This window comes from Paenibacillus sp. 2TAB26 (genome assembly GCF_052115145.1).
Taxonomy (GTDB): domain Bacteria; phylum Bacillota; class Bacilli; order Paenibacillales; family Paenibacillaceae; genus Pristimantibacillus.
This window is the reverse complement of sequence record NZ_JBFRGC010000005.1, coordinates 288,854-307,576: the sequence shown is the minus strand read 5'-3', so window position 1 is coordinate 307,576 and position 18,723 is coordinate 288,854. Positions and strand designations below refer to the sequence as shown.

At 46.7% G+C, this 18,723-nt stretch carries 17 protein-coding genes; 13 read left to right on the top strand and 4 right to left on the bottom strand.

Going from position 1 to position 18,723, the window contains the following annotated elements:
- Positions 1 to 20 precede the first annotated feature (20 nt).
- From AB4Z50_RS07275 to trhA, 11 genes are all read left to right on the top strand, one after another.
- Positions 21 to 1,892: a glycosyltransferase family 2 protein gene (locus AB4Z50_RS07275; protein WP_179089864.1), complete on the top strand. Its 1,872-nt coding sequence runs from the start codon at positions 21 to 23 to the stop codon at positions 1,890 to 1,892.
- Positions 1,893 to 1,930: 38 nt separating this feature from the next.
- Entirely contained in the window at positions 1,931 to 3,592 is a 1,662-nt protein-coding gene (locus AB4Z50_RS07270) for a polysaccharide deacetylase family protein (protein ID WP_441877451.1), read from the top strand.
- Between the two features lie 37 nt (positions 3,593 to 3,629).
- A complete protein-coding gene (locus AB4Z50_RS07265) occupies positions 3,630 to 4,724 on the top strand; it encodes a glycosyl hydrolase family 18 protein (RefSeq protein ID WP_441877448.1) in 1,095 nt (364 codons plus the stop codon).
- 139 nt (positions 4,725 to 4,863) lie between these two features.
- A complete protein-coding gene (gene efeO / locus AB4Z50_RS07260; protein ID WP_441877593.1) occupies positions 4,864 to 5,727 on the top strand; it encodes an iron uptake system protein EfeO in 864 nt (287 codons plus the stop codon).
- 4 nt (positions 5,728 to 5,731) lie between these two features.
- Entirely contained in the window at positions 5,732 to 7,039 is a 1,308-nt protein-coding gene (gene efeB / locus AB4Z50_RS07255; protein WP_441877445.1) for an iron uptake transporter deferrochelatase/peroxidase subunit, read from the top strand.
- A 66-nt stretch (positions 7,040 to 7,105) separates the two neighbouring features.
- Positions 7,106 to 8,917: an FTR1 family iron permease gene (locus AB4Z50_RS07250; protein ID WP_441877442.1), complete on the top strand. Its 1,812-nt coding sequence runs from the start codon at positions 7,106 to 7,108 to the stop codon at positions 8,915 to 8,917.
- Positions 8,918 to 9,103: 186 nt separating this feature from the next.
- On the top strand, positions 9,104 to 9,433 hold the full coding sequence (locus AB4Z50_RS07245; protein WP_339207192.1) for a LapA family protein: 330 nt from the start codon (positions 9,104 to 9,106) through the stop codon (positions 9,431 to 9,433).
- Positions 9,434 to 9,460: 27 nt separating this feature from the next.
- Positions 9,461 to 10,378, top strand: a complete 918-nt coding sequence (locus AB4Z50_RS07240) for a TRM11 family SAM-dependent methyltransferase (RefSeq protein ID WP_441877438.1) — start codon at positions 9,461 to 9,463, stop codon at positions 10,376 to 10,378.
- Between the two features lie 32 nt (positions 10,379 to 10,410).
- Positions 10,411 to 10,614: a hypothetical protein gene (locus AB4Z50_RS07235; protein ID WP_179089865.1), complete on the top strand. Its 204-nt coding sequence runs from the start codon at positions 10,411 to 10,413 to the stop codon at positions 10,612 to 10,614.
- 273 nt (positions 10,615 to 10,887) lie between these two features.
- Positions 10,888 to 11,583, top strand: a complete 696-nt coding sequence (locus tag AB4Z50_RS07230) for a lipase family protein (protein WP_441877434.1) — start codon at positions 10,888 to 10,890, stop codon at positions 11,581 to 11,583.
- 73 nt (positions 11,584 to 11,656) lie between these two features.
- Positions 11,657 to 12,304, top strand: a complete 648-nt coding sequence (gene trhA, locus AB4Z50_RS07225) for a PAQR family membrane homeostasis protein TrhA (RefSeq protein ID WP_441877431.1) — start codon at positions 11,657 to 11,659, stop codon at positions 12,302 to 12,304.
- A gap of 100 nt (positions 12,305 to 12,404) precedes the next feature.
- Here trhA and AB4Z50_RS07220 read toward each other — a convergent pair whose 3' ends face one another.
- Positions 12,405 to 13,220: a lipase family protein gene (locus tag AB4Z50_RS07220; protein ID WP_441877428.1), complete on the bottom strand. Its 816-nt coding sequence runs from the start codon at positions 13,218 to 13,220 to the stop codon at positions 12,405 to 12,407.
- Between the two features lie 150 nt (positions 13,221 to 13,370).
- Here AB4Z50_RS07220 and AB4Z50_RS07215 point away from each other — a divergent pair, with 150 nt between their 5' ends.
- Positions 13,371 to 14,339: a Gfo/Idh/MocA family protein gene (locus AB4Z50_RS07215; RefSeq protein WP_441877425.1), complete on the top strand. Its 969-nt coding sequence runs from the start codon at positions 13,371 to 13,373 to the stop codon at positions 14,337 to 14,339.
- A gap of 71 nt (positions 14,340 to 14,410) precedes the next feature.
- On the opposite strand, the gene AB4Z50_RS07210 is transcribed toward AB4Z50_RS07215, so the two are convergent.
- Positions 14,411 to 15,601 carry a magnesium transporter CorA family protein gene (locus AB4Z50_RS07210; protein ID WP_441877422.1) on the bottom strand — a complete coding sequence of 397 codons (1,191 nt, stop codon included), beginning with the start codon at positions 15,599 to 15,601 and terminating at the stop codon, positions 14,411 to 14,413.
- 193 nt (positions 15,602 to 15,794) lie between these two features.
- Between AB4Z50_RS07210 and AB4Z50_RS07205 the strand changes: the two genes are divergently transcribed.
- On the top strand, positions 15,795 to 16,349 hold the full coding sequence (locus tag AB4Z50_RS07205; RefSeq protein ID WP_441877419.1) for a hypothetical protein: 555 nt from the start codon (positions 15,795 to 15,797) through the stop codon (positions 16,347 to 16,349).
- A gap of 150 nt (positions 16,350 to 16,499) precedes the next feature.
- Here the strand turns inward: AB4Z50_RS07205 and AB4Z50_RS07200 are convergent, their stop codons facing one another.
- Both AB4Z50_RS07200 and AB4Z50_RS07195 read right to left on the bottom strand, forming a co-directional pair.
- Complete coding sequence (locus AB4Z50_RS07200; RefSeq protein ID WP_441877416.1) at positions 16,500 to 17,729, bottom strand: NAD(P)/FAD-dependent oxidoreductase; 1,230 nt, start codon at positions 17,727 to 17,729, stop codon at positions 16,500 to 16,502.
- 101 nt (positions 17,730 to 17,830) lie between these two features.
- A complete protein-coding gene (locus AB4Z50_RS07195) occupies positions 17,831 to 18,700 on the bottom strand; it encodes an AraC family ligand binding domain-containing protein (RefSeq protein WP_441877413.1) in 870 nt (289 codons plus the stop codon).
- Positions 18,701 to 18,723: the final 23 nt, after the last annotated feature.

Genomic DNA, 18,723 nt, shown 5'->3' with positions numbered 1-18,723 from the left:
GCCGGATTGGAGACAGCAGCGTGTTTAGACGACAGAAAAAAAAGCCGATAGAAGTGCTGACTGTTCCAAGAGCGGACAGACGCACCCTTTGGAGCGTTCCCGATCCGGAACATTTGCGGCAAAAGGTTGATCGAAGAGGTTATGCCGAAGGTCAAAGCAAGGACGGCCGTGATGATGCGGCGGCGATGCATAAGCTGCGTGAGCTTAGCCTGAGATATGAGGCTAGCTTTGACGTGCGGCTACTTCGTAATGGCCGGAGGAAGAAGCAGGCAATAAAGGGAAAAGCGGTAGACATTTCTTCTACAGGCATTTTGATTGAACTGGACGCCTCCGTAATTGGCGATTCGTTCATGGAGGGGGCAAAGTATAAGCTGAGCTTCGAGATCCCGCCTGGGACGATGCCTGAAGGTTATGAGTCTGCCGTGAAAATTGAAGCTGTTATCAAAAGAACATTTACACGAGATAGCGAAGAGGGAGCGAAGCAGCTTATCGCTTTCCAATTTGAGAGGCCATTATCCACGTATCTTCAGAAGAAGCGTTGGGGTTATTCTGTCTATGCGGCGAGCACCCTGCTGTTTGTAGCAGTTGGTATTATTATGCTTATGCGTGTGGAGAGCATCATTTATTTTAAATATAATTTCATCTTGTATTTATACAGTATTACGGCAGCGGCTTTTTTGCTTACTCGTTACTTCTTCGGCGCGCTGCACCGCGATGTGCCGGTTAATCCGCATTATACGCCAGGCGTATCGATTATAATTCCTTGCTTTAATGAAGAGGAATGGATTCATCGAACGATTTTGAGCTGCATGAATCAAGACTATCCGATCGACAAGCTGGAAGTGATTGTCGTAGATGATCGCTCTAAGGATCGTTCTGTGGAGCAAATTCAGAAGGTTATCGACCTTGTTCACAAAGAGGCGCAGAGGTATGAAACGAAGGATCGTCTGAAATTGCATGTATTGTCCGAAAATGGGGGCAAACGCGTTGCGCTTGTAAAGGGCGTGGAGATGGCAAAGCATCGTTTGGTCGTATTTGTGGACTCTGACAGCTTTCTAGAGCCAACAGCGATTAGAAATCTCGTACAGCCCTTTCAGGACCCGCGAATGGGCGGTGTCGCTGGACGCACGGATGTGGAAAATAAATATACGAACACAGTTACTAAGCTGCAGACGGTTCGTTACTATATTGCATTCCGAATTATGAAGGCTGCAGAATCTTGGTTTGACAGCGTAACCTGCCTGTCTGGGCCACTCTCTTGCTACCGCAAGGATTTAATTTTGAAGCATAAAGATGCTTGGCTGACTCAGAAGTTTTTGGGGCAGCCAGCGACCTTTGGCGATGATCGCAGCATGACTAATTTTATTTTGAAAACACATCGTACCGGCTATCAAGATACCGCGATTTGCTCCACAATCGTACCCTCAGAGATGAACGTGTTCTTAAAGCAGCAAATGCGCTGGAAACGTTCATGGCTGCGTGAATCGCTGCGAGCAGGGGGCTTTATTTGGCGGAAGGAGCCGTTTATGGCTTTGTTCTTCTACATCGGGCTTATTGTTCCAATTGCAGCGCCGATTGTGGTTTTGTACAACTTGGTTTATGTACCGATCATGTATCGGATCTTCCCAAGCACCTTCCTGATGGGACTGCTGCTGATGGCGCTGCTAATGAGCTTTGCCCATCTGTTGTTTCGAAAGAGCAAGCTGTGGGTTTTTGGATTCGTATTTTGTATTTTCTACGAGTTTGTGCTGCTGTGGCAAATGCCTGTTGCTTGGGTTACCTTCTGGAAATCAACCTGGGGGACAAGAGAAACGCCGCAGGACATTGAAGCTAGAAATAAGAAAGCAGCGAGAAAGAACAAAAACAACAAGAATATGGACATGCCGCTTTAAAGCGGCTATGGTCTATTTCATAGATAAGGATGACCGCTATGAATAAGTGGTATACGAATGGAGTTTTCGATTATAAGCGGAAAAACAAAAGAAAGGTGATCAGAACGACCGTACAGATGATCATCTTGCTTGTTTTGGGCTTCATTCTTTTCCATGCTGTATTTGATATCAAGCAATATGCGGAGCCGGATAAGGCGCAGTGGACCAATCAAGACGGGTTTATTGCGCTGTCTTATTTTGGCGTAGCAAGAAACGGCACATCGGAGCTGATTTCCAAAAAACGGCTGGATCAGCAGTTGAAAGCACTGCACGATCAAGGTTATGTAACCATTTCGCAGCAGGATGTTATGGACTATTACAAGCTTGGAAAACCTTTGCCGCCTAAAGCGCTGTTTCTATCCTTCGAGGATGGACGAAACGATTCCAGTTTATTTGCTCAGCCTTTGCTGGAGAAATACAATTATAAAGCGACCGTTTTGTCCTATGCGAATAAGGTTGGGAGCAATGAATCCAAATTCCTTCAGCCTAAGGACATGCTCAGTATGATGAAAAACGGCTTTTGGGAGCTAGGAAGCAACGGCTACCGCTTGTCTTATATTAATATTTTTGACAAGGAAGGCAAGCTCATTGGTGTGAAAGAAGAGAATGAGTTCAAAGATCGGGCTAACACGAGCTACTACACTCACTACCTGATGGACTTTATCCGGGATGAGAACCTAGTGCCTGCGGAGCATCGAGATGAAATGGAAGCACGCATTAATGCAGACTACAAGTCGATGAAGGAAATATACAACAAGACGCTTGGCTTTGTTCCTAACGTGTATATGATTATGCACGCGAACATTATGTACAACGGCATGAACCGGCTTGTTGAGAATGTGAACGACCAAAATATTAAAGCGATGTTCGGCATGCATTTTAACCGTGAAGGACTTTCCTTGAATAAAAGCAGTGACAGCCTTTATAATTTAACAAGGGTGCAGCCTGCTTCCTATTGGTATACGAATCATTTGCTTATGAAAATTAGTAAGGATACCGGTCAAAAAGTCAGCTTTATTGCAGGGGATGAGCGGAGATCGGCAAAGTGGCAGCTTATCAGCGGTGCGGCTGAGTTTACGGATAACCGGATTGCTTTAACCTCTGTTCCAGCAGGAAGCGGCATGCTTTTGTTGAAAGATATTCATGCTGCCGACGTAAAACTAACTGCGGAGCTTGGCGGTCATGCGGTCGGCAACCAATCGATTTATGTTCGCTACGATCAGAATACGGATTCATTTGTTCGAGTGTCGATCGAGGATAATTCGGTTATTGTTGAGCAAAAGGCACCCGGAGGCAAGGTTGAACGGCTGCTAGCAAGCAAGCTTGGGGACAAGGCTGCTGAACGTGCGAAGCAGCTTGAAGTTAGCGTATCGGGCGATCAATTAACGGTGATTGTAGATGATATACAGCTCTCTTTGCTGCAAATTAGCAGCTCGATCGTCGGCGGAAATATTGCGCTTGCTTCCAAAGCAAGCCTTAACAACGAAAAAGATGATATTTACGACGCTGTTTTTGATAATATAAAAGTAACGACCGTCAAAGAGGACGGTACAGAGCATGAGTCATTATACAAGAACGGTTATGTTGGGATTGAGGGGTTAATCAGTAGAGTGAAGAACGCGATTAATGCATCATTCGACTGGGCGATCGATACGTTTTAGCTTAATCAGAACCTAATAATTCGAGGAGTTTGAATCAATGCGGAAACGAAAAGGTCTTATTGCAGCATGTTTGCTTGTGGTGCTTGTAGGCGCAGCAATGTATTTTTCCAATCTTACAAATCGCGCAAAGAAAGCGGAGCAGTCGTCTATTGAAGACGTACAGCAGGCTGCAGCTAGCGTACTGCCTGAATTGTCAGCTTGGATTGTGGACTGGCAGTGGAAGCAGGGAATTGAGGACCTGAGTATTATTAAAGGTGAATTAACGAGCTTGCAGTTGTTCGCGGCCTATTTTGATTATAAGGATAGTCTTTATTTTACGGATAAGTTCCAGCAGGCGTTGCCTGAAATCATGAAGATTTATAAGAAGAACGAACAGATGCAGCTCTATCTGACGGTAGTAAATGACCAGTTTAAAGAAAATGGCGAGTCTGTTCAGAAGGATTCGAGTTTAATTACGCGGCTAGTAGAGACGGAGAAAAGTCGTAAAAAACATGTAGATGAATTGATTGCAGCCGTTGATCAATTTGGGTTGAACGGAATTGAGATCGATTATGAGCGAGTCGAGGAAGAGGATTGGGAACGGATGCTGCTTTTTTACTCGGAGCTTCATACTCGTTTGCAGAAAAGCGGGAAGTCGCTTCGAATCATTTTGGAACCAAGAGCTCCTATTGAACAATTAAACCTTCCGGAAGGCCCGGAATATGTCATGATGGCTTATAACCTATATGGCTCACACAGTGAACCAGGACCAAAAGCGGATGAAGCTTTTATTGAACAATTGGCAATCAGAATGGAAGTACTGCCTGGCAGTCCGTATATGGCTTTCTCGGTTGGCGGGTTCGATTGGCATGAGGATGGCAAGGTTGAAGCTTTGACTGAGGAGCGAGCGGGGCTGCTGTTAAAGCAAACAGGCAGTAAAGCGCAGCGCGATCAAGCGAGCGGCAGCATGTTTTTTGAATATACAGATGCTGAGGCCAACAATATGAAGCATGCCGTGTGGTATGCAGATGAAGTGACATTATCTCGTTGGATAAATACTGCAAAAGATAACGGAATTAGCAAGGCGGCGATTTGGAGATTAGGCGAAATAGAGATGGAATCTCTGACTAATTTGAAGCTGTATATGCAATAAAATAGGGAATAACAAAGTGCTTCCGAAGCTTATGAGAATAGCTGCGGAAGCACTTTTCTTTAGTACTGAAATATTCCATTGACAATGATTATCAATAGCGAATATACTTCATTTTAGGACAAAAACAGAGTGGGGAGCAATTTTAATGAAGTATAAATTAATGACTTTTTTACTGGCTTGTACGGTAGTATTTACAGGCTGCGGCTCAAATGATGCAGATAAGAATGAGCCTAAACAAGCAGAAGGCAATTCCGCAAGCGGGGCTGTCGTCTCGGATGAGACTTGGGCACCTATTCTGGAGAGCTATCGTCAGTTTACAATTGAGCAAGCCGATACTTTCATATTAGAAACAGAGAAGTTTGTAACAGCTGTGAAGAGCGGGGATGTTGAAGCGGCCAAAAAGCTGTATGCGCCGACACGCATGTACTTTGAACGTATTGAGCCGATAGCTGAAGCGATTGGCGACCTCGATCCAAATATTGATGCGCGTGAGAATGACGTGGAAGACAAGGATTGGCGCGGGTTCCACCGCATTGAGCAATCGCTATGGGAGAAGAATTCAACCGAGGGCATGAGTGAATATGCAGACCGTTTGCTGGAGGATGTAAAGCTGCTTCGCGCTTTGATGGAAACCGTTGAGGTTGAGCCAAGTTTGCTTGTAACGGGAGCGGTAGAGCTTCTTAATGAAGTATCCTCATCGAAGGTGACGGGCGAGGAAGAACGTTATTCACACACGGATCTGTACGACTTTGCAGCTAATGTGGAAGGTGCAGACAAAATCTATCAGCTGATTAAGGCTGAACTGAACAAAAAGGATGCTGCGCTGGATGAGCAAATCGGCAAAGGTTTTGCTGATCTTGAGCAAGCCTTGTCAGCTTACAAATCAGGTGATGGCTATGTGTCTTATTTAGATTTGAAAGAGGAAGATACAAAGAAGCTAAGCCAGCTTATTGATGCGCTTGCAGAGCCGCTTTCTCAAATGGGTACGATATTGGAGGCTTAACAACATGACGGAACCTTCTGATTCCAATCAAAATGAGGGCAAGCCCAACATAGATGCTAAAAAAATCAGCCGCAGAGATCTACTGCGGCTGGCTGGCGTTGGTGGAGCTGGACTACTGCTCGGAGCAGCTGGTGTTGGAGGCTTGTTCCAAACGCAGGAACGCAGCGCGGCTAAGCCCGCTTCGAAGGAATTTAAAGCAGATAAAGACCAAATTGTCAGCTTTTATGGCAAGCATCAGGCCGGTATCACGACGCCGGCACAAGACTTTATTTTATTCGCTGCCTTTGATTTAACGGCTAGTACACTTGATGAGGTGCGCAAGTTATTTCAAGCATGGACGAGTGCAGCAGCATCCATGACAAACGGTGAGATGCTCGGCAAGACTAACGATAATTTAAATCTTCCTCCGTCAGATACGGGTGAAGCAGAAGGTTTGCTGCCATCTCGAACTACGATTACTTTCGGTGTGGGTTCGTCATTCTTTGATGCAAGATATGGATTAGCGGGCAAAAGGCCAGCTGCACTTGCTGATATGCCTGCTTTTGGCGGTGATGAGCTGCGAGATGAATGGTCAGGCGGTGATATTGGCGTTCAAGTGAATGCTAATGATATGCAAATTGCATTCCATGCGATCCGCAATCTAGCTCGTATAGCTAGAGGGAAAGCGGTGCTCCGCTGGACGCAGGAAGGTTTCCAGCGTACGAGCGGTGCTGATCCGGCGAATGCAACGCCTCGCAACCTGATGGGCTTTAGGGATGGAACAGGCAATCCAGACGTTAACGATGATGGGGAAATGAACAAGGTCGTGTGGGCAGCCGCAGCGGATGGTACGCCGTGGATGGATAAGGGCAGCTATATGGTCGTAAGGCGTATTCGCATGCGCATTGAGGTATGGGATCGTTCGACGCTCGGGGATCAGGAGTCAACCTTTGGCCGCCACCGAGACAGCGGCGCCCCGCTTGGCGGAGCGCATGAGTTCGACAAGCTTGATTTGGAGAAGAAGGACGAGAAGGGCAAACCGGTGCTTCCGATGAATTCGCATGTGCGTCTAGCTCATGGCGATGGCACGGTAAAAATATTGCGCCGCTCCTACTCATATTCAAGTGGAATGGATCACAAAACCGGGCAGCTGGATGCAGGCTTGTTGTTTATTTGTTTTAACCGCGACTCACGGAAACAATTTATTCCGATGCAGACTAAGCTTGGGCAAAGCGACCTCATGAATGAGTATGTCGTTCATACGGGCAGTGCGATGTTTGCTTGTTTTCCAGGTGTTCGTGAAGGCGGATATATCGGAGAAACGTTATTTTAAATCATTCTGTTGCTCGGTTAGTGCTTTGTAGAAAATAGCTCTTGATGATGAAAGGGGCGGACGTCTATGTTCGCACAAAATGGCGGAATGAAACAGTGGGGTATTCGTTTCATTTCTTTTTTTGTACTGATGATAGTGATGTTAGGGAGCAGCGGATTATATACGTTTGCTGAGGATGCGCAATCCTCCGAGCTGGATCGTTTGCTTCCGCTCGTTGGCGGTGCTCTTGTTGAAGCAGGTCAAGGAAAGTGGAAGGAAGCGGCAGCTCATATTGATGATGCTTCGGCTAAGTGGAAGCAGCTTAAGCCTGCGGCAACGAAAGAATCGGCTGCGGTGGATTCTGCGCTTGCGGGAGCTGTAAAAGCTTTAGCAGCGCCGGAAAGCGATGCTGATGCTGCCAAAGCTACGTTATCCCTACTCGCGAAGGCACTTAATAAATACGTGAAGAGCGTTCAAGACGCACCAGCGACTCAGCTAACTGGTCAAGATGCGGCTGTCAGCATACTTCCTTTGGCAGAGAAGCTGCTTACAAGCATTCAAGCAGGCGATATGGACAAGGCATATGCTGAATATCGTGAAATGAATAATAGCTGGCTTAAGGTTGAGCCTGCTATTCGAGCGGATCATTTCAACGTTTACAGCGGCTTGGAAACGAAGATGAGCATGCTTCGCATTGCTGTTCAAGCTGATCCTCCGAGAACCGAACAAGCGAAAACAGAAGCGTTGGCACTCATTCAGCTTATTAAAGATTATCGTGATGGGAAAATAGCGACTGTGGCTAAGGAGTCGGGCATAACGGTAGCCGATGCTGTGGACATTCTAAATCAAGCGTTAAATGATGTCCAGCAGGGGCATTATCCAGAAGCGGCTGGACAGATGGAAGCATTTATCGTGCAGTGGCCTGCGATTGAGGGTGTGGTTGCCCTGCGATCGGCTGCTATCTATAGCAGTATGGAGATTGGAATGGCTGAAGCAGGCGGGTATTTGCTCTCCGATCCTCCAGCGGCAGATAAGGCGGAGCAGCTTATAGCCCAGATGCTGGGGCAGCTAGAGCCAATGATGCAGGATACCCGTTACACCGCTTGGGATGCGGGGATGATTTTGCTGCGCGAAGGTCTTGAAGCCATTCTTGTATTATCTGCTTTACTTGCGTATTTGCAGCGTACCGGCAATCAAGATAAGCGCAAATGGGTATGGTCTGGCGTATGGGTTGGACTTCTGCTTAGCGGTATTATGGCTGTTGTGCTAACGTATGCCATTGCTCAGGTCGCAGCTGGAAGTGCGCGTGAGTCGATTGAAGGCATTGCTGGCATACTATCCGTTATTCTAATGATTACAGTTGGCAATTGGCTGCACAATAAGTCTAATATGAACAATTGGAATCAATACATCGACAAGCAAATGGGTAGTGCGCTCGCAAGAGGAAGCCTATGGTCATTATTTGCTGTTTCGGGTCTAGCGATCTTCCGCGAAGGTGCGGAGACGACGATTTTTTATGTCGGGATGGCGCCGTCTATCGATCCGCTGCAGCTGGCTCTCGGATTTGGCGTTACGTTCATCTTGCTGATTGCACTTGGCTTTGCGATTATTAAATTTAGCGCGAAGCTTCCCATTCGGCCATTTTTCCTTGTTGCATCCGCATTAATCTATTATCTCGTTGTTCGCTTCCTTGGCGAGAGCATACATTCCTTGCAGGTATCAGGGTGGATTCCGTCACATACTGCTTCAGGCGTACCGACTATAGGGGCGTTAGGCGTATATCCGACTTGGGAAACTACACTGCCTCAGCTTGCAGTGCTAGTGTATATTATCGTAAAGATAAGTATAACGCAGCTGCGCAAAGCGGCATCACCCGGTAAAGCAGCAGAAGCCAAATAATGATGTAATGGAGCTGTTCCAAGAGCAGATATAATCTGTTTTTGGGGCAGCTCATTTTTTATTGATGCCTCATTATTATAAAATTGTGGTTAAGTTTAGTATGTAAGGCTAAGTAATTACTCATAGCTTGCCAATAGGCGAATGGATTGGGTTTGTGGTATGATTTTTGAAAAGGGAGGAATCGGTATGAAAGGTCCGGGAATTCTTATTTCCGCATTAGTATTCGCGCTTCTTATCGCGATATTTGCGGTTATCAATATCGATTCGGTACATGTGAACTTTTTGTTTACGAAGGCAACCCTTCCGCTCATTCTCGTCATATTGGGATCGACGCTGCTTGGCGGCTTAACCGTAGGCCTGCTGGGGATGATTCGTCAGATTCGCTTGCAGCGAACCGTCAAATCATTAGAGAAGCAGCTTGCTGAATTTACAACCGAAGCGGAGCTGCTTGGTTTATCCAAGGCAACGATCCGCACGGAGCCGAGCGAAGAGGCGGCTGTTTCACAAAAGGAATAATATAGTTATCAGATCGTGAGGCCATTAATGTTTATTTATACGTATGCATGCCATGAGGACGAAGCGGCTTTGTGTGAGCTGGAGCTGCAAGTCTTATTCGGCGAGAAGCCCAAACAAGGCGTTGTCAGAAGTCAGTATGGGCTATCGGTTGATCGCAGCCCTTTCGTAAAACGGCGTATAGCCGTCATGCTGGAAGCTAACAGTATGGAAGAACTAATCGTTATGCTTCCGTCAATTGAGCTGGGTGGAAAAACGTTCAAGGTTGTTTATACGCAAGGCGATGAAGCCTTCACCTTCGATGAGCAAAGACTGCTCGAGAGAGCTGCCGGCGCGGTTATTCATGGCAAAGCCGATATGCGCAAAGCGGAGCAGCTGTTTGGTTTAATGAAGCTTTATGGACGCTGGTACTTTGGACCGCTGGAAGAGAACGGAGCTGTATGGCTGAGGCATCAGAATAAGCCGCAAAATTATTCAACCGCACTGCCAACAAGAGCAGCTCGTGCGATCGTGAATCTTGCGGCTGGGCTAGCAGCTGAACAGCTTAAGCTTATTGATCCGTGCTGCGGAATGGGAACCGTTCTGATTGAAGGCATGTCAATGGGAATCGACATTGAGGGGTTGGATATCAATCCGCTAGCCGTGCGAGGCGCGCGCGTAAATCTTGCTCATTTTGGTTATCCCGACCGAGTAAGACTTGGCGATATGCGGCTTCTCGAAGGTCATTACGATGCTGCCATTGTAGATATGCCATACAATTTGTGCTCTGTCTTGCCAGAAAGCGAGCAGCTTGTTATGCTTGAGAGTGTAAGAAGGTGGGCGAAGCGAGCGGTTATTGTCACAACTGATCCAATGATGAGGCAGTTAGAGCTGGCATCTTGGAGGATCATAAAAACCACAACCCTGAGTAAAGCCTCTTTTACCAGATATATAAGTGTAGTAGAATAAGAATTATGTAGCGCATGAAACGAGGTGAACCTATGTCTACAATCGAACAAAACGAATCCCAAGAGGAGCCTAAGAAGCTGACTCAAGCGGAGAAAGCGAAGCAATTGCTCGCTCAGAAGAAACAAGCGAAAGCAGGAGGAGCTCCTGGCCAATCGCATCTTTCTACGGGGACGCAGGCACTGAAGAGCCAGAACACGAAGAAAGTTAACAATCAGCGTAAAAAAATGGGTGTATAGCTGTCGGTTCCAACTTATTTTGAAATGCAGCAATAGCAACAATGAAGGACGCCAGCTGGTAACAGCTAGGCGTTTTTCTTATATAATAATATAAGAAGCAGGTTAGTCAGCTTGGAGGTTCACGGGGTTCTTGCCTAAATTTACGGAAATTACAACAAAAGGCAAGAATGAATCAATCGACTATCCCGCATAATGAATATACACGGATGAATTAGAAAAAATAATAAAACATGAAAATGAATATCGTTTAAGTTAATTACGGAGGGATTCGTTATGACGGCGACCAAACCATCACGAATGAGTATTTATTTGCTTGCCGGTGTCGCAACATCCAATAGCATATTTACGGAATGCAAGGTTAAGCTGGAACAAATGTTTCAATCCGATGGTGTCGAACCAGCTATCCACGTCATATTTCCTTATGGCGATGCCAGTCGCAGCTTGGTTAGACAAGTGCTAGAGGTGAAAAGCGACTTGTCCAACCGTTTAACGGCTGGTCGGATCGGCGGACAACATGCGCTGGAGAAAATCAAACAAACGATGAGCAGCGAGCGTTTATTGTTGATTGGACACAGCGGCGGCGGTGCCGCTGCTTATCAAGCGGCAAAAATGCTTTATGAGCAGGATCAAATCGAGGATTTTCGAATTGTGCAAATTGGTTCACCAAGAACGCCGATCGAGCCAAAGCTTCAAGAGCGCGTTAGTTATTTTCATTCCATTGACAGCTTAGGCAAGCTTAATGACCCGATTAGCCGAATAGGTACTTGGGGCGGATGGAGCATAAGCAAATATGCGATGCCAAGGTGGAATCGCATGAAGTATGCGCCAGGCTATGTTGAAGGAATTCCTACTGTGGGCGGACATGCGGATTATTTTCGCCATACGGAGGATTATAGCGACCAAGAGGCCGTTTGCAATCTAGATAAAACAGTGGACCGCGTGCGGGGTTGGTTGAAAGGGTGGGTCTGATCCTATACACTAAGGTGAGAGTAAGCAGCAGCTTCTAAAGTGAGATGCTTACGACTTAGGAGGTGAAGGACCCATGGCCAATACACATACGTACACAAAGAAAGAAGAAATTGTGAATGCCGTCACACATGGGATTGGGGCTGCACTCAGCATTGGGGCACTCGTCGTGTTGATCGTATTCGCGGCAACGAGGGGAACGGCCTTTCATGTTGTCAGCTTTACTATATATGGATCAGCCATGCTACTGCTGTATGCGGCCTCTACGCTCGTGCACAGCTTCCCCGAGGGAAAAGCGAAGCGGGTATTTGAATCACTTGATCATTCGTTTATTTACGTCTTTATAGCAGGAACTTATACGCCGATATTGTTCCATATCGTGCAAGGTACGCTTGGCTGGGTACTGTTTGGGATTGTTTGGGGAGCGGCATTAATCGGTGTAGCGTTTAAGGTTTTTTTTGCATCACGATTTTTATTCACATCAACGATCATTTATATCGCAATGGGATGGATTATCGTATTTGCTTGGAAGCCGCTCACAACGCATCTAGCTCCAGGAGGGGTGCAGCTGCTCGTAACAGGGGGATTGCTGTACACATTCGGAACGATATTTTATATGTGGCGTGCCTTTCCTTACCATCACGCCGTATGGCATTTGTTTGTACTTGGCGGTTCAATTGTCCATTTCTTCGCTATACTGCTATATGTTCTCCCAGCGAAATGACAAAGATTATTTGGGCATAGAGAAGCAAATCTTACTCGCATGAAGCAAGCTGTGCGGGAGATGAGATTTGCTTTTTTTGTTTTTTTGCAGCAGCTCGGAATTAAACTTCAATTGCTGGGCACCAGCCTGGCGGCTCCGCGCAAATGGCCAGGGCAAAGGCAGGATCTTCTTGGGCAAGATCAGCGAAGTAGTTTGATAATATATGGTTTCCTGAGACAGAGCCCATACGGAACGAACGTTTCACCTCACCCTTTGCGTGCATATAGTAGTAAGTTTGTTTAGTCTTTGGCGATTGGTAAACAAGCGTAGGCAGATGGGGGACGATATCAAATTCGTTTTGAAAACGCCAATGGGTACCAATGGATGCGTTATAGCTGCTTGCAAACTTCGGATCTCCGACTCGAGGTGCTCCATACGTATATACAATGGGATCTATAAATGAGGTGTTGTTCGCAAGGTCGAGGGCAGCAAGGGTTGCAAGTGCTCCCCCAAGGCTGTGTCCTGTTATAAACAGCGGTCTGCCCTGTGGAAGCTGATTTATGATTTCAATGATTTGAGTACGTGCTGACATATAGATGTCAGTAAACCCCTTGTGCGTTAGACCGGCATTTTTGACTGGGCGGTAAGTCGTTTGCTGGGCAATGAAATCAGATACCCAATCCACTGCAGAATTGCTGCCGCGAAAAGCGAGCACGGATGCACGTTCAGATGTTAAAACAAAACCGAATCGTTCATCGCTGTCGTCATATGCTCTAGCCGTAAATTCACTTACTAAGCTGTAGGTTCTAGGTACAAGAAATAATCCGTCCTTGTTATTGTATTGCATGTATGTTTGTCCGCAAACCGCAGCCAAAAACAAAGCCGTTCGATAATCGAGATCCTGCGTGGTTAACGTACCTCTCGTATTTGCTGTCATACCATCCCTCCGCTCATACAACTCCGGTTCTCCCGATGTTTGTAATATATGATCAGCCCTGCAGATGGGTACCAGCGGAAAAAAATGGACTTCATAAGGCAGCTCCAAGTATAATCGGGGAATAACGCGATTATGAAAGGGGATTCATAAATGACTCTTCAAATAGGTATTGCAGGTACAGGATGGTTTGGCATGATGCACGCGGAGAAGCTCGCTAAGCTTGCCGGCATCAAGGTAACTGCTTTCTTAGCAACTAGCCAGCAAAAAGCAGATGCAGCAGCACAGCGCTTTGAGGGTGCACGCGGTTATGATTCTATACATCGCATGCTGGATGATCGTAAGCTTGATGCGGTATATATTTGTGTACCGCCATTTGCGCATGGCGAGATTGAATCTGCATTGCTTGAAAGAAGCATTCCCTTTCTTGTAGAGAAGCCGCTTGGAGTGGACGAGCAGCTGCCATCTGAGATTTTGAAAGGAATCGAAGAGAAAAAGCTGATTACATCGGCTGGCTATCATTTCCGTTATATGGATGGAACCGACCGTGCAAGAGAGCTGCTGCGCGAGCGCACAACATTAATGGCGCTTGGCTATTGGATGGGCTCCATGCCGGGGGTAAGCTGGTGGCGCAAGATGGAAGGATCAGGCGGTCAATTCGTAGAGCAGACAACACATATTGTGGATCTGCTAAGGTATACGGTTGGTGAGGTAAGTGAGGTTTACGCAGCTTACGGCAATCGATATATGAGCGGTGTAGAAGAAGGTGTAACGGTTCCTGATGTAGGCACAGTTACGCTGAAGCTAGTGGGTGGTGCAGTTGCTACAATTAGCAATACTTGCGCTATCCCAGCTGGAGATCGTTCCGGCCTGCATATTTATACGAACAAAGGCGTGTTGGAGCTTGGCCATAGCGGATTGATTGATACGGAGGCTGGCCGCAGAACAGAGTATGCTAACCAAACGGATCCCTATGAGCTGGAAAATGAGGCTTTTCTTCATGCGATCCGAACCGGGGATGTTTCCCGCATTCGCTCCAGTTATGCGGATGCAGTAAGAACACATCAAGTGACAATTGCTGCTAATGAATCTGCTCGTACTGGATTGCCAGTTAAGCTTTAGAATTTGATGTAAAAAACCGTCCATGAAGGTCATTGACCCTAGTGGACGGTTTTATTATGGGCTGACTATCATTATTGGCTTCGTTTTCTTTGGGAACGCGTTTGAGCTTGAGGGGGTTCACTTGAAGCATTCGCAGAGGCTTTCTGCGAACGGCTGCTCTTCGAACGCTTGGAACGTTTTGCCTGAGAGGAAGAATCAGTAGTAACAATCTCCTTCGGATTGCGTCCATTTAACAAGTCGCCAGTCCAGCCTTTCTTCCAAAGCCATAAATACATGAAAATCGTAACGAATAAAATAAATACGTTCATCGCTGTAAAGCTCCACTTATTATCTTTAAATGGCAGGATCTCGAAGTTAACGCCCCATATACCGCCTATAATCGTAGCAGGCAGGAACAAGACAGTAAATATCGTGAGCGTCTTCATAATATCGTTGCCGCGAAAGTTTGAGATGGCATCGTCCATTGAGATCAAGGTATCTATTTCCAGTGCGTAATGCTTCAGAAGCGCTTCGATTCTCTCCAGCTTATGCGTAATGCGCTTAAAGCTGTCCGTCTCGGTGAGTTCATCCATGAAAGCTTCCTGTGCAGCACTATGTACTTCTCTAATCGGAATGAAAAGATGACTCCAATGAAGCAAATCGTAACGCCTCTCAAAAATAGTATCGATAAGGCCGGTACGATTCTCATTGCGCATCGTCGTTTCAAGCTCTCCGAGTCTTTTTTCAAAACCATCAAGACCAGCATGGAACGTTTCCAAAATAATGCTCAGCATAATAAATAACGCTTCAGGAGCTGATTCGCAGCTCTCGAACTTTAGGTTATGGTCAATGGACTGAAGTCGGAGCGGAATGCGCATGTCATCATGCATCGTCAGCAGCCGGTCTTCTGTCAGCCAGAAGTGAAAAGGTTGAATATCCGATTGGTCGTCCGACACTTGGAACATAACAGTGCCATATAGCAGCTTCTGCGAATGCGTCGCACCGCCAACGGATATATTGTTTGTTCTTCTGCCTGCGCATTCATCAATCCATGACGCACATTCCGGAAATAGCTGCTTGAGCTCATCTCGCTGCTGCTGAGCCGCTTCCTGTTCCTGTTTGGTAATGGCTTTAATGGTCTTTTGTCCTTCGCTTGAAGAAACGGTTTGCCTTTGTGCACCTTTCCTGCTGGGCAAGGGCTCATTCCTTACGGTTTGCTGCCTCGCTTGCTGCAGTACATGCCATTCCCATCCTGCGGGATAGCGAAGCATCCGATGAATCATCGCTCTGCCTCCTGCTTGTCCGATTTTCCAATATCTATTCCTCCATCATACCGCGAACTTCAATGATGCACAACCTGATCATTTGATAACACAAAACCTTCGTTATTTCATGTCAAATTTCAACATAATACGACTTAATCCGCCATAAGAAGGGCATACCAAGATTAGTATGCAACATAAGGAGGATAAGGCAATGGCAAAAAAAATAGGCATATTTGAAACGGAGCAGCAAGTCATAACGGCTATTGAACAGCTGGAGCAAGCGGGCTTCGTTCAAGGCGAGCTAAAAGTCATAGCGAAAGATTCTGAGCATTCTAGGCGCGTAGAAGCAGAGAGCGATGTCCATGTGGACGAGCTTAGAGAGCTCGAAGAAATACCTGACCGTCAAGGTTTAGGTAGTCTTGGCATGGCTGCTGCTGCTGGGTTTGCAGGAGCTGGCATGAATGCTGTTTATGGCATGACAGGTTACGGGACAGCGCCTTATGCTGCCGGAGGTTTTCCTTTTGCAGCGGCAATTCTGCTTGGCGATGACGATCACAGTGGAACGCTGCAGTCGCTTGGTCTTGAAAATGAAGAAGTTCGATTGTGCAGTGATGCTCTGCAAAGCGGTTCATTAATCGTTATTGTTGAAACTCTGGAAAGCAAATCGTTGTTTGACAAGGATGGCGGTCCGGATTTGTCACGGTTGGGGGCGGCAGAAGCTGTTTTTCGCGCCTGCAATGCCTCTAGCGTTATTGCTGGCGAATAGCTGCTGGTTACATCAGAAAGATAAATATAAAGAAGTCTCACTTATCGCGCAGAAGCCATTTTTGCCGATAGGTGAGGCTTTTTAATTATGTATATAAGCCGTCCGACGGACGGCAGCCGCAATGAAAAGTTGTATCATTTATGTTGTTGATTATACATTTGCTAAGGATTTGCGATCCAGCTTTACGATTTCAGTTAAGGGATGCCCTTCGCCGATAATAAGATCACGCAGCAAATGGGATGCAAGCATGCTGTATACGGTACCGTTGCCGCCATAACCTAAGCAATAATAAACATTTTTCCAAGCGGGATCAGCACCTATAAAGGGCAAACCGTCACGCGATTCTCCGAAGGTGGCGCACCATTCATAGGCAATGGGAGCCTGCAGCTCGGGAAATAAAGCCTTTAGCTGGCTGTGCAGCTTATCGCTGTGTTTCCTAAGTTCTTTATCGCTGTGAGTGGGCTTTTCAGTATGCTCATCCAAGCCGCCGACAACGACGCGGCCGTCAATAGTCGTTCGCATATACAAATAGGGACGGGCAGTTTCCCATACGAGAAAGCGTTCATGCCAGCTTTGAAGACTTGGCTGAACTTCAGTGACAAGTGCAAAGGAGCGATTCAGCTCAGCTTTGATCAGCTTGCCGCGAAGCTCTTCAGGCTCATACCCTACAGCATAAACAACATGCTCTGCTTCAATCTCATAACCGTCAGCGGTTTTTAGAAGATGGAGGCCGCTTGGCAGCGTTTCATGTGCTACGACATCGGTTTGCTCATAAATCTCAAGCCCAGCTTCAGCAGCATCGTTTGCTACACCGTTTACGAACTGATAAGGATTTACCTCTGCGTCGCCGTGTGCAACAATCGCACCTGGCTTCTGAAACGGAAAATGTTTGGCGATGTCGCTCGGGGACCAGAATTCGACTTCAAGTCCACAAGCCTTTAAAGCCTCATATTCCCTTTTGAGTTTAGGAAGCTCCTGCTCCGAAGAGGCATAATATAGGCTGTTTCTTCTAATTAATCCTACATCGACAGAAAGGGAGTCAGCTGTTTTTTCGAGCATTTGGACTGCATCTCTGCACGCTTTATAGAAGATTTGGGCATCCCGCTCCCCTATTTGATCGATGAGATCACAAAGCATAATATCGTTGCAAAATTGTAGGAGGCCTGTATTTGCTGAGGTGCTTCCGCCGGCTACCTTTCCCCGTTCAAGCATAATGGTGGAAAGGCCGCTTTTATTGAATACAGAAGAACAGATCGTACCTGACATCCCGCCGCCTATAACAGCCACTTGTGTTTTTTTGTTTTGCCGCAAGGGCGCATACACCTTGGGATTGTTTAATGTAACCGGCCAATATAAGTTACCGGTGTGCAGCTCTTTCATAGATCATCACTCCCTACGATAGTATTACCCGAATTTACGAATATGAAGCGATCGGGAGCTGATACTAACAAGAGGAGGGAAATTCAGCTAAACGGTGCTGCTTAGTCTCCTAAATTCCGCATCGCCATGCGGTATGCAGTAGGAGATTGGCCATGAAGCCGGCGGAATTGTTTGGAGAAGTACAGAGCATCCTGTAGACCGACTGATGCGGAAATTTGTTCGATGGTCAGCTCTGGCCGTTCCCTCAGCATGCGGCGTGCTTTATCGATTCGGAGCTTGAGCAGGAAAGTAACGGGAGATACGCCAATGCGCTGCTTGAACAAACGGGACAAGTACGCTCTATTGTAGCCAAGCGATTCCGCCATTTGTTCAATGGAGACCGGATGGGCATACTGCGTTGATAAGTAATGGATGACTTGTTGAAGCAAATGATCGCCTTCTGCTTGGGAGGTACGGATTTCATTGCCGTTCTGGCTATTGAGCGCGCTTTTGTACTCGGCAAGGAGCAAATGCAAATAACCTACGGCTTTCATATCAGACGCAGCGCCTCCCCGCCGAAAGGTATCATAGATTTGACGAAACAATGCAGCGGCTCGCCGTTTATCTGGCGTAAACACTACCTGCTGCTCGGCTGTTAAGCCAGCGGTTGCAACGAGATCGGCGGACAATGTTCCATGAAATGCGACCCAGCGATATTTCCATGGCGTGTCACCGTCAGATTCATAACTGATTAATTGTTCCGGCTCAATTAAGAACGTATGCCCTGCACGAAGTTCATGCTTAACCTCATCACAAATAAAGATGCCCGTTCCTTCCAGTACGATGTGCATCAAATAGAAGTCATAAACCTTGGGACCAAGCCGGTGGTACGGCTTCGTTTGGCTCTCGCCAGCAAATAATACATTGAGTGGGGAGTTTTTGCCATCACTGATAACGGGATTGGAGGCTACGGTATACATATCCTGCTGCATTTTACTTTACACCTGCTTTACAG

Bases quoted from the DNA above. Each gene is read 5' to 3' on its own strand.
- AB4Z50_RS07270 (WP_441877451.1), top strand. From the start codon at position 1,931: ATGAATAAGTGGTATACGAATGGAGTTTTCGATTATAAGCGGAAAAAC.
- AB4Z50_RS07265 (WP_441877448.1), top strand. From the start codon at position 3,630: ATGCGGAAACGAAAAGGTCTTATTGCAGCATGTTTGCTTGTGGTGCTT.
- efeB (WP_441877445.1), top strand. From the start codon at position 5,732: ATGACGGAACCTTCTGATTCCAATCAAAATGAGGGCAAGCCCAACATA.
- AB4Z50_RS07250 (WP_441877442.1), top strand. From the start codon at position 7,106: ATGTTCGCACAAAATGGCGGAATGAAACAGTGGGGTATTCGTTTCATT.
- AB4Z50_RS07245 (WP_339207192.1), top strand. From the start codon at position 9,104: ATGAAAGGTCCGGGAATTCTTATTTCCGCATTAGTATTCGCGCTTCTT.
- AB4Z50_RS07240 (WP_441877438.1), top strand. From the start codon at position 9,461: ATGTTTATTTATACGTATGCATGCCATGAGGACGAAGCGGCTTTGTGT.
- AB4Z50_RS07235 (WP_179089865.1), top strand. From the start codon at position 10,411: ATGTCTACAATCGAACAAAACGAATCCCAAGAGGAGCCTAAGAAGCTG.
- AB4Z50_RS07230 (WP_441877434.1), top strand. From the start codon at position 10,888: ATGACGGCGACCAAACCATCACGAATGAGTATTTATTTGCTTGCCGGT.
- trhA (WP_441877431.1), top strand. From the start codon at position 11,657: ATGGCCAATACACATACGTACACAAAGAAAGAAGAAATTGTGAATGCC.
- AB4Z50_RS07220 (WP_441877428.1), bottom strand. From the start codon at position 13,220: ATGACAGCAAATACGAGAGGTACGTTAACCACGCAGGATCTCGATTAT.
- AB4Z50_RS07215 (WP_441877425.1), top strand. From the start codon at position 13,371: ATGACTCTTCAAATAGGTATTGCAGGTACAGGATGGTTTGGCATGATG.
- AB4Z50_RS07210 (WP_441877422.1), bottom strand. From the start codon at position 15,601: ATGATTCATCGGATGCTTCGCTATCCCGCAGGATGGGAATGGCATGTA.
- AB4Z50_RS07205 (WP_441877419.1), top strand. From the start codon at position 15,795: ATGGCAAAAAAAATAGGCATATTTGAAACGGAGCAGCAAGTCATAACG.
- AB4Z50_RS07200 (WP_441877416.1), bottom strand. From the start codon at position 17,729: ATGAAAGAGCTGCACACCGGTAACTTATATTGGCCGGTTACATTAAAC.
- AB4Z50_RS07195 (WP_441877413.1), bottom strand. From the start codon at position 18,700: ATGCAGCAGGATATGTATACCGTAGCCTCCAATCCCGTTATCAGTGAT.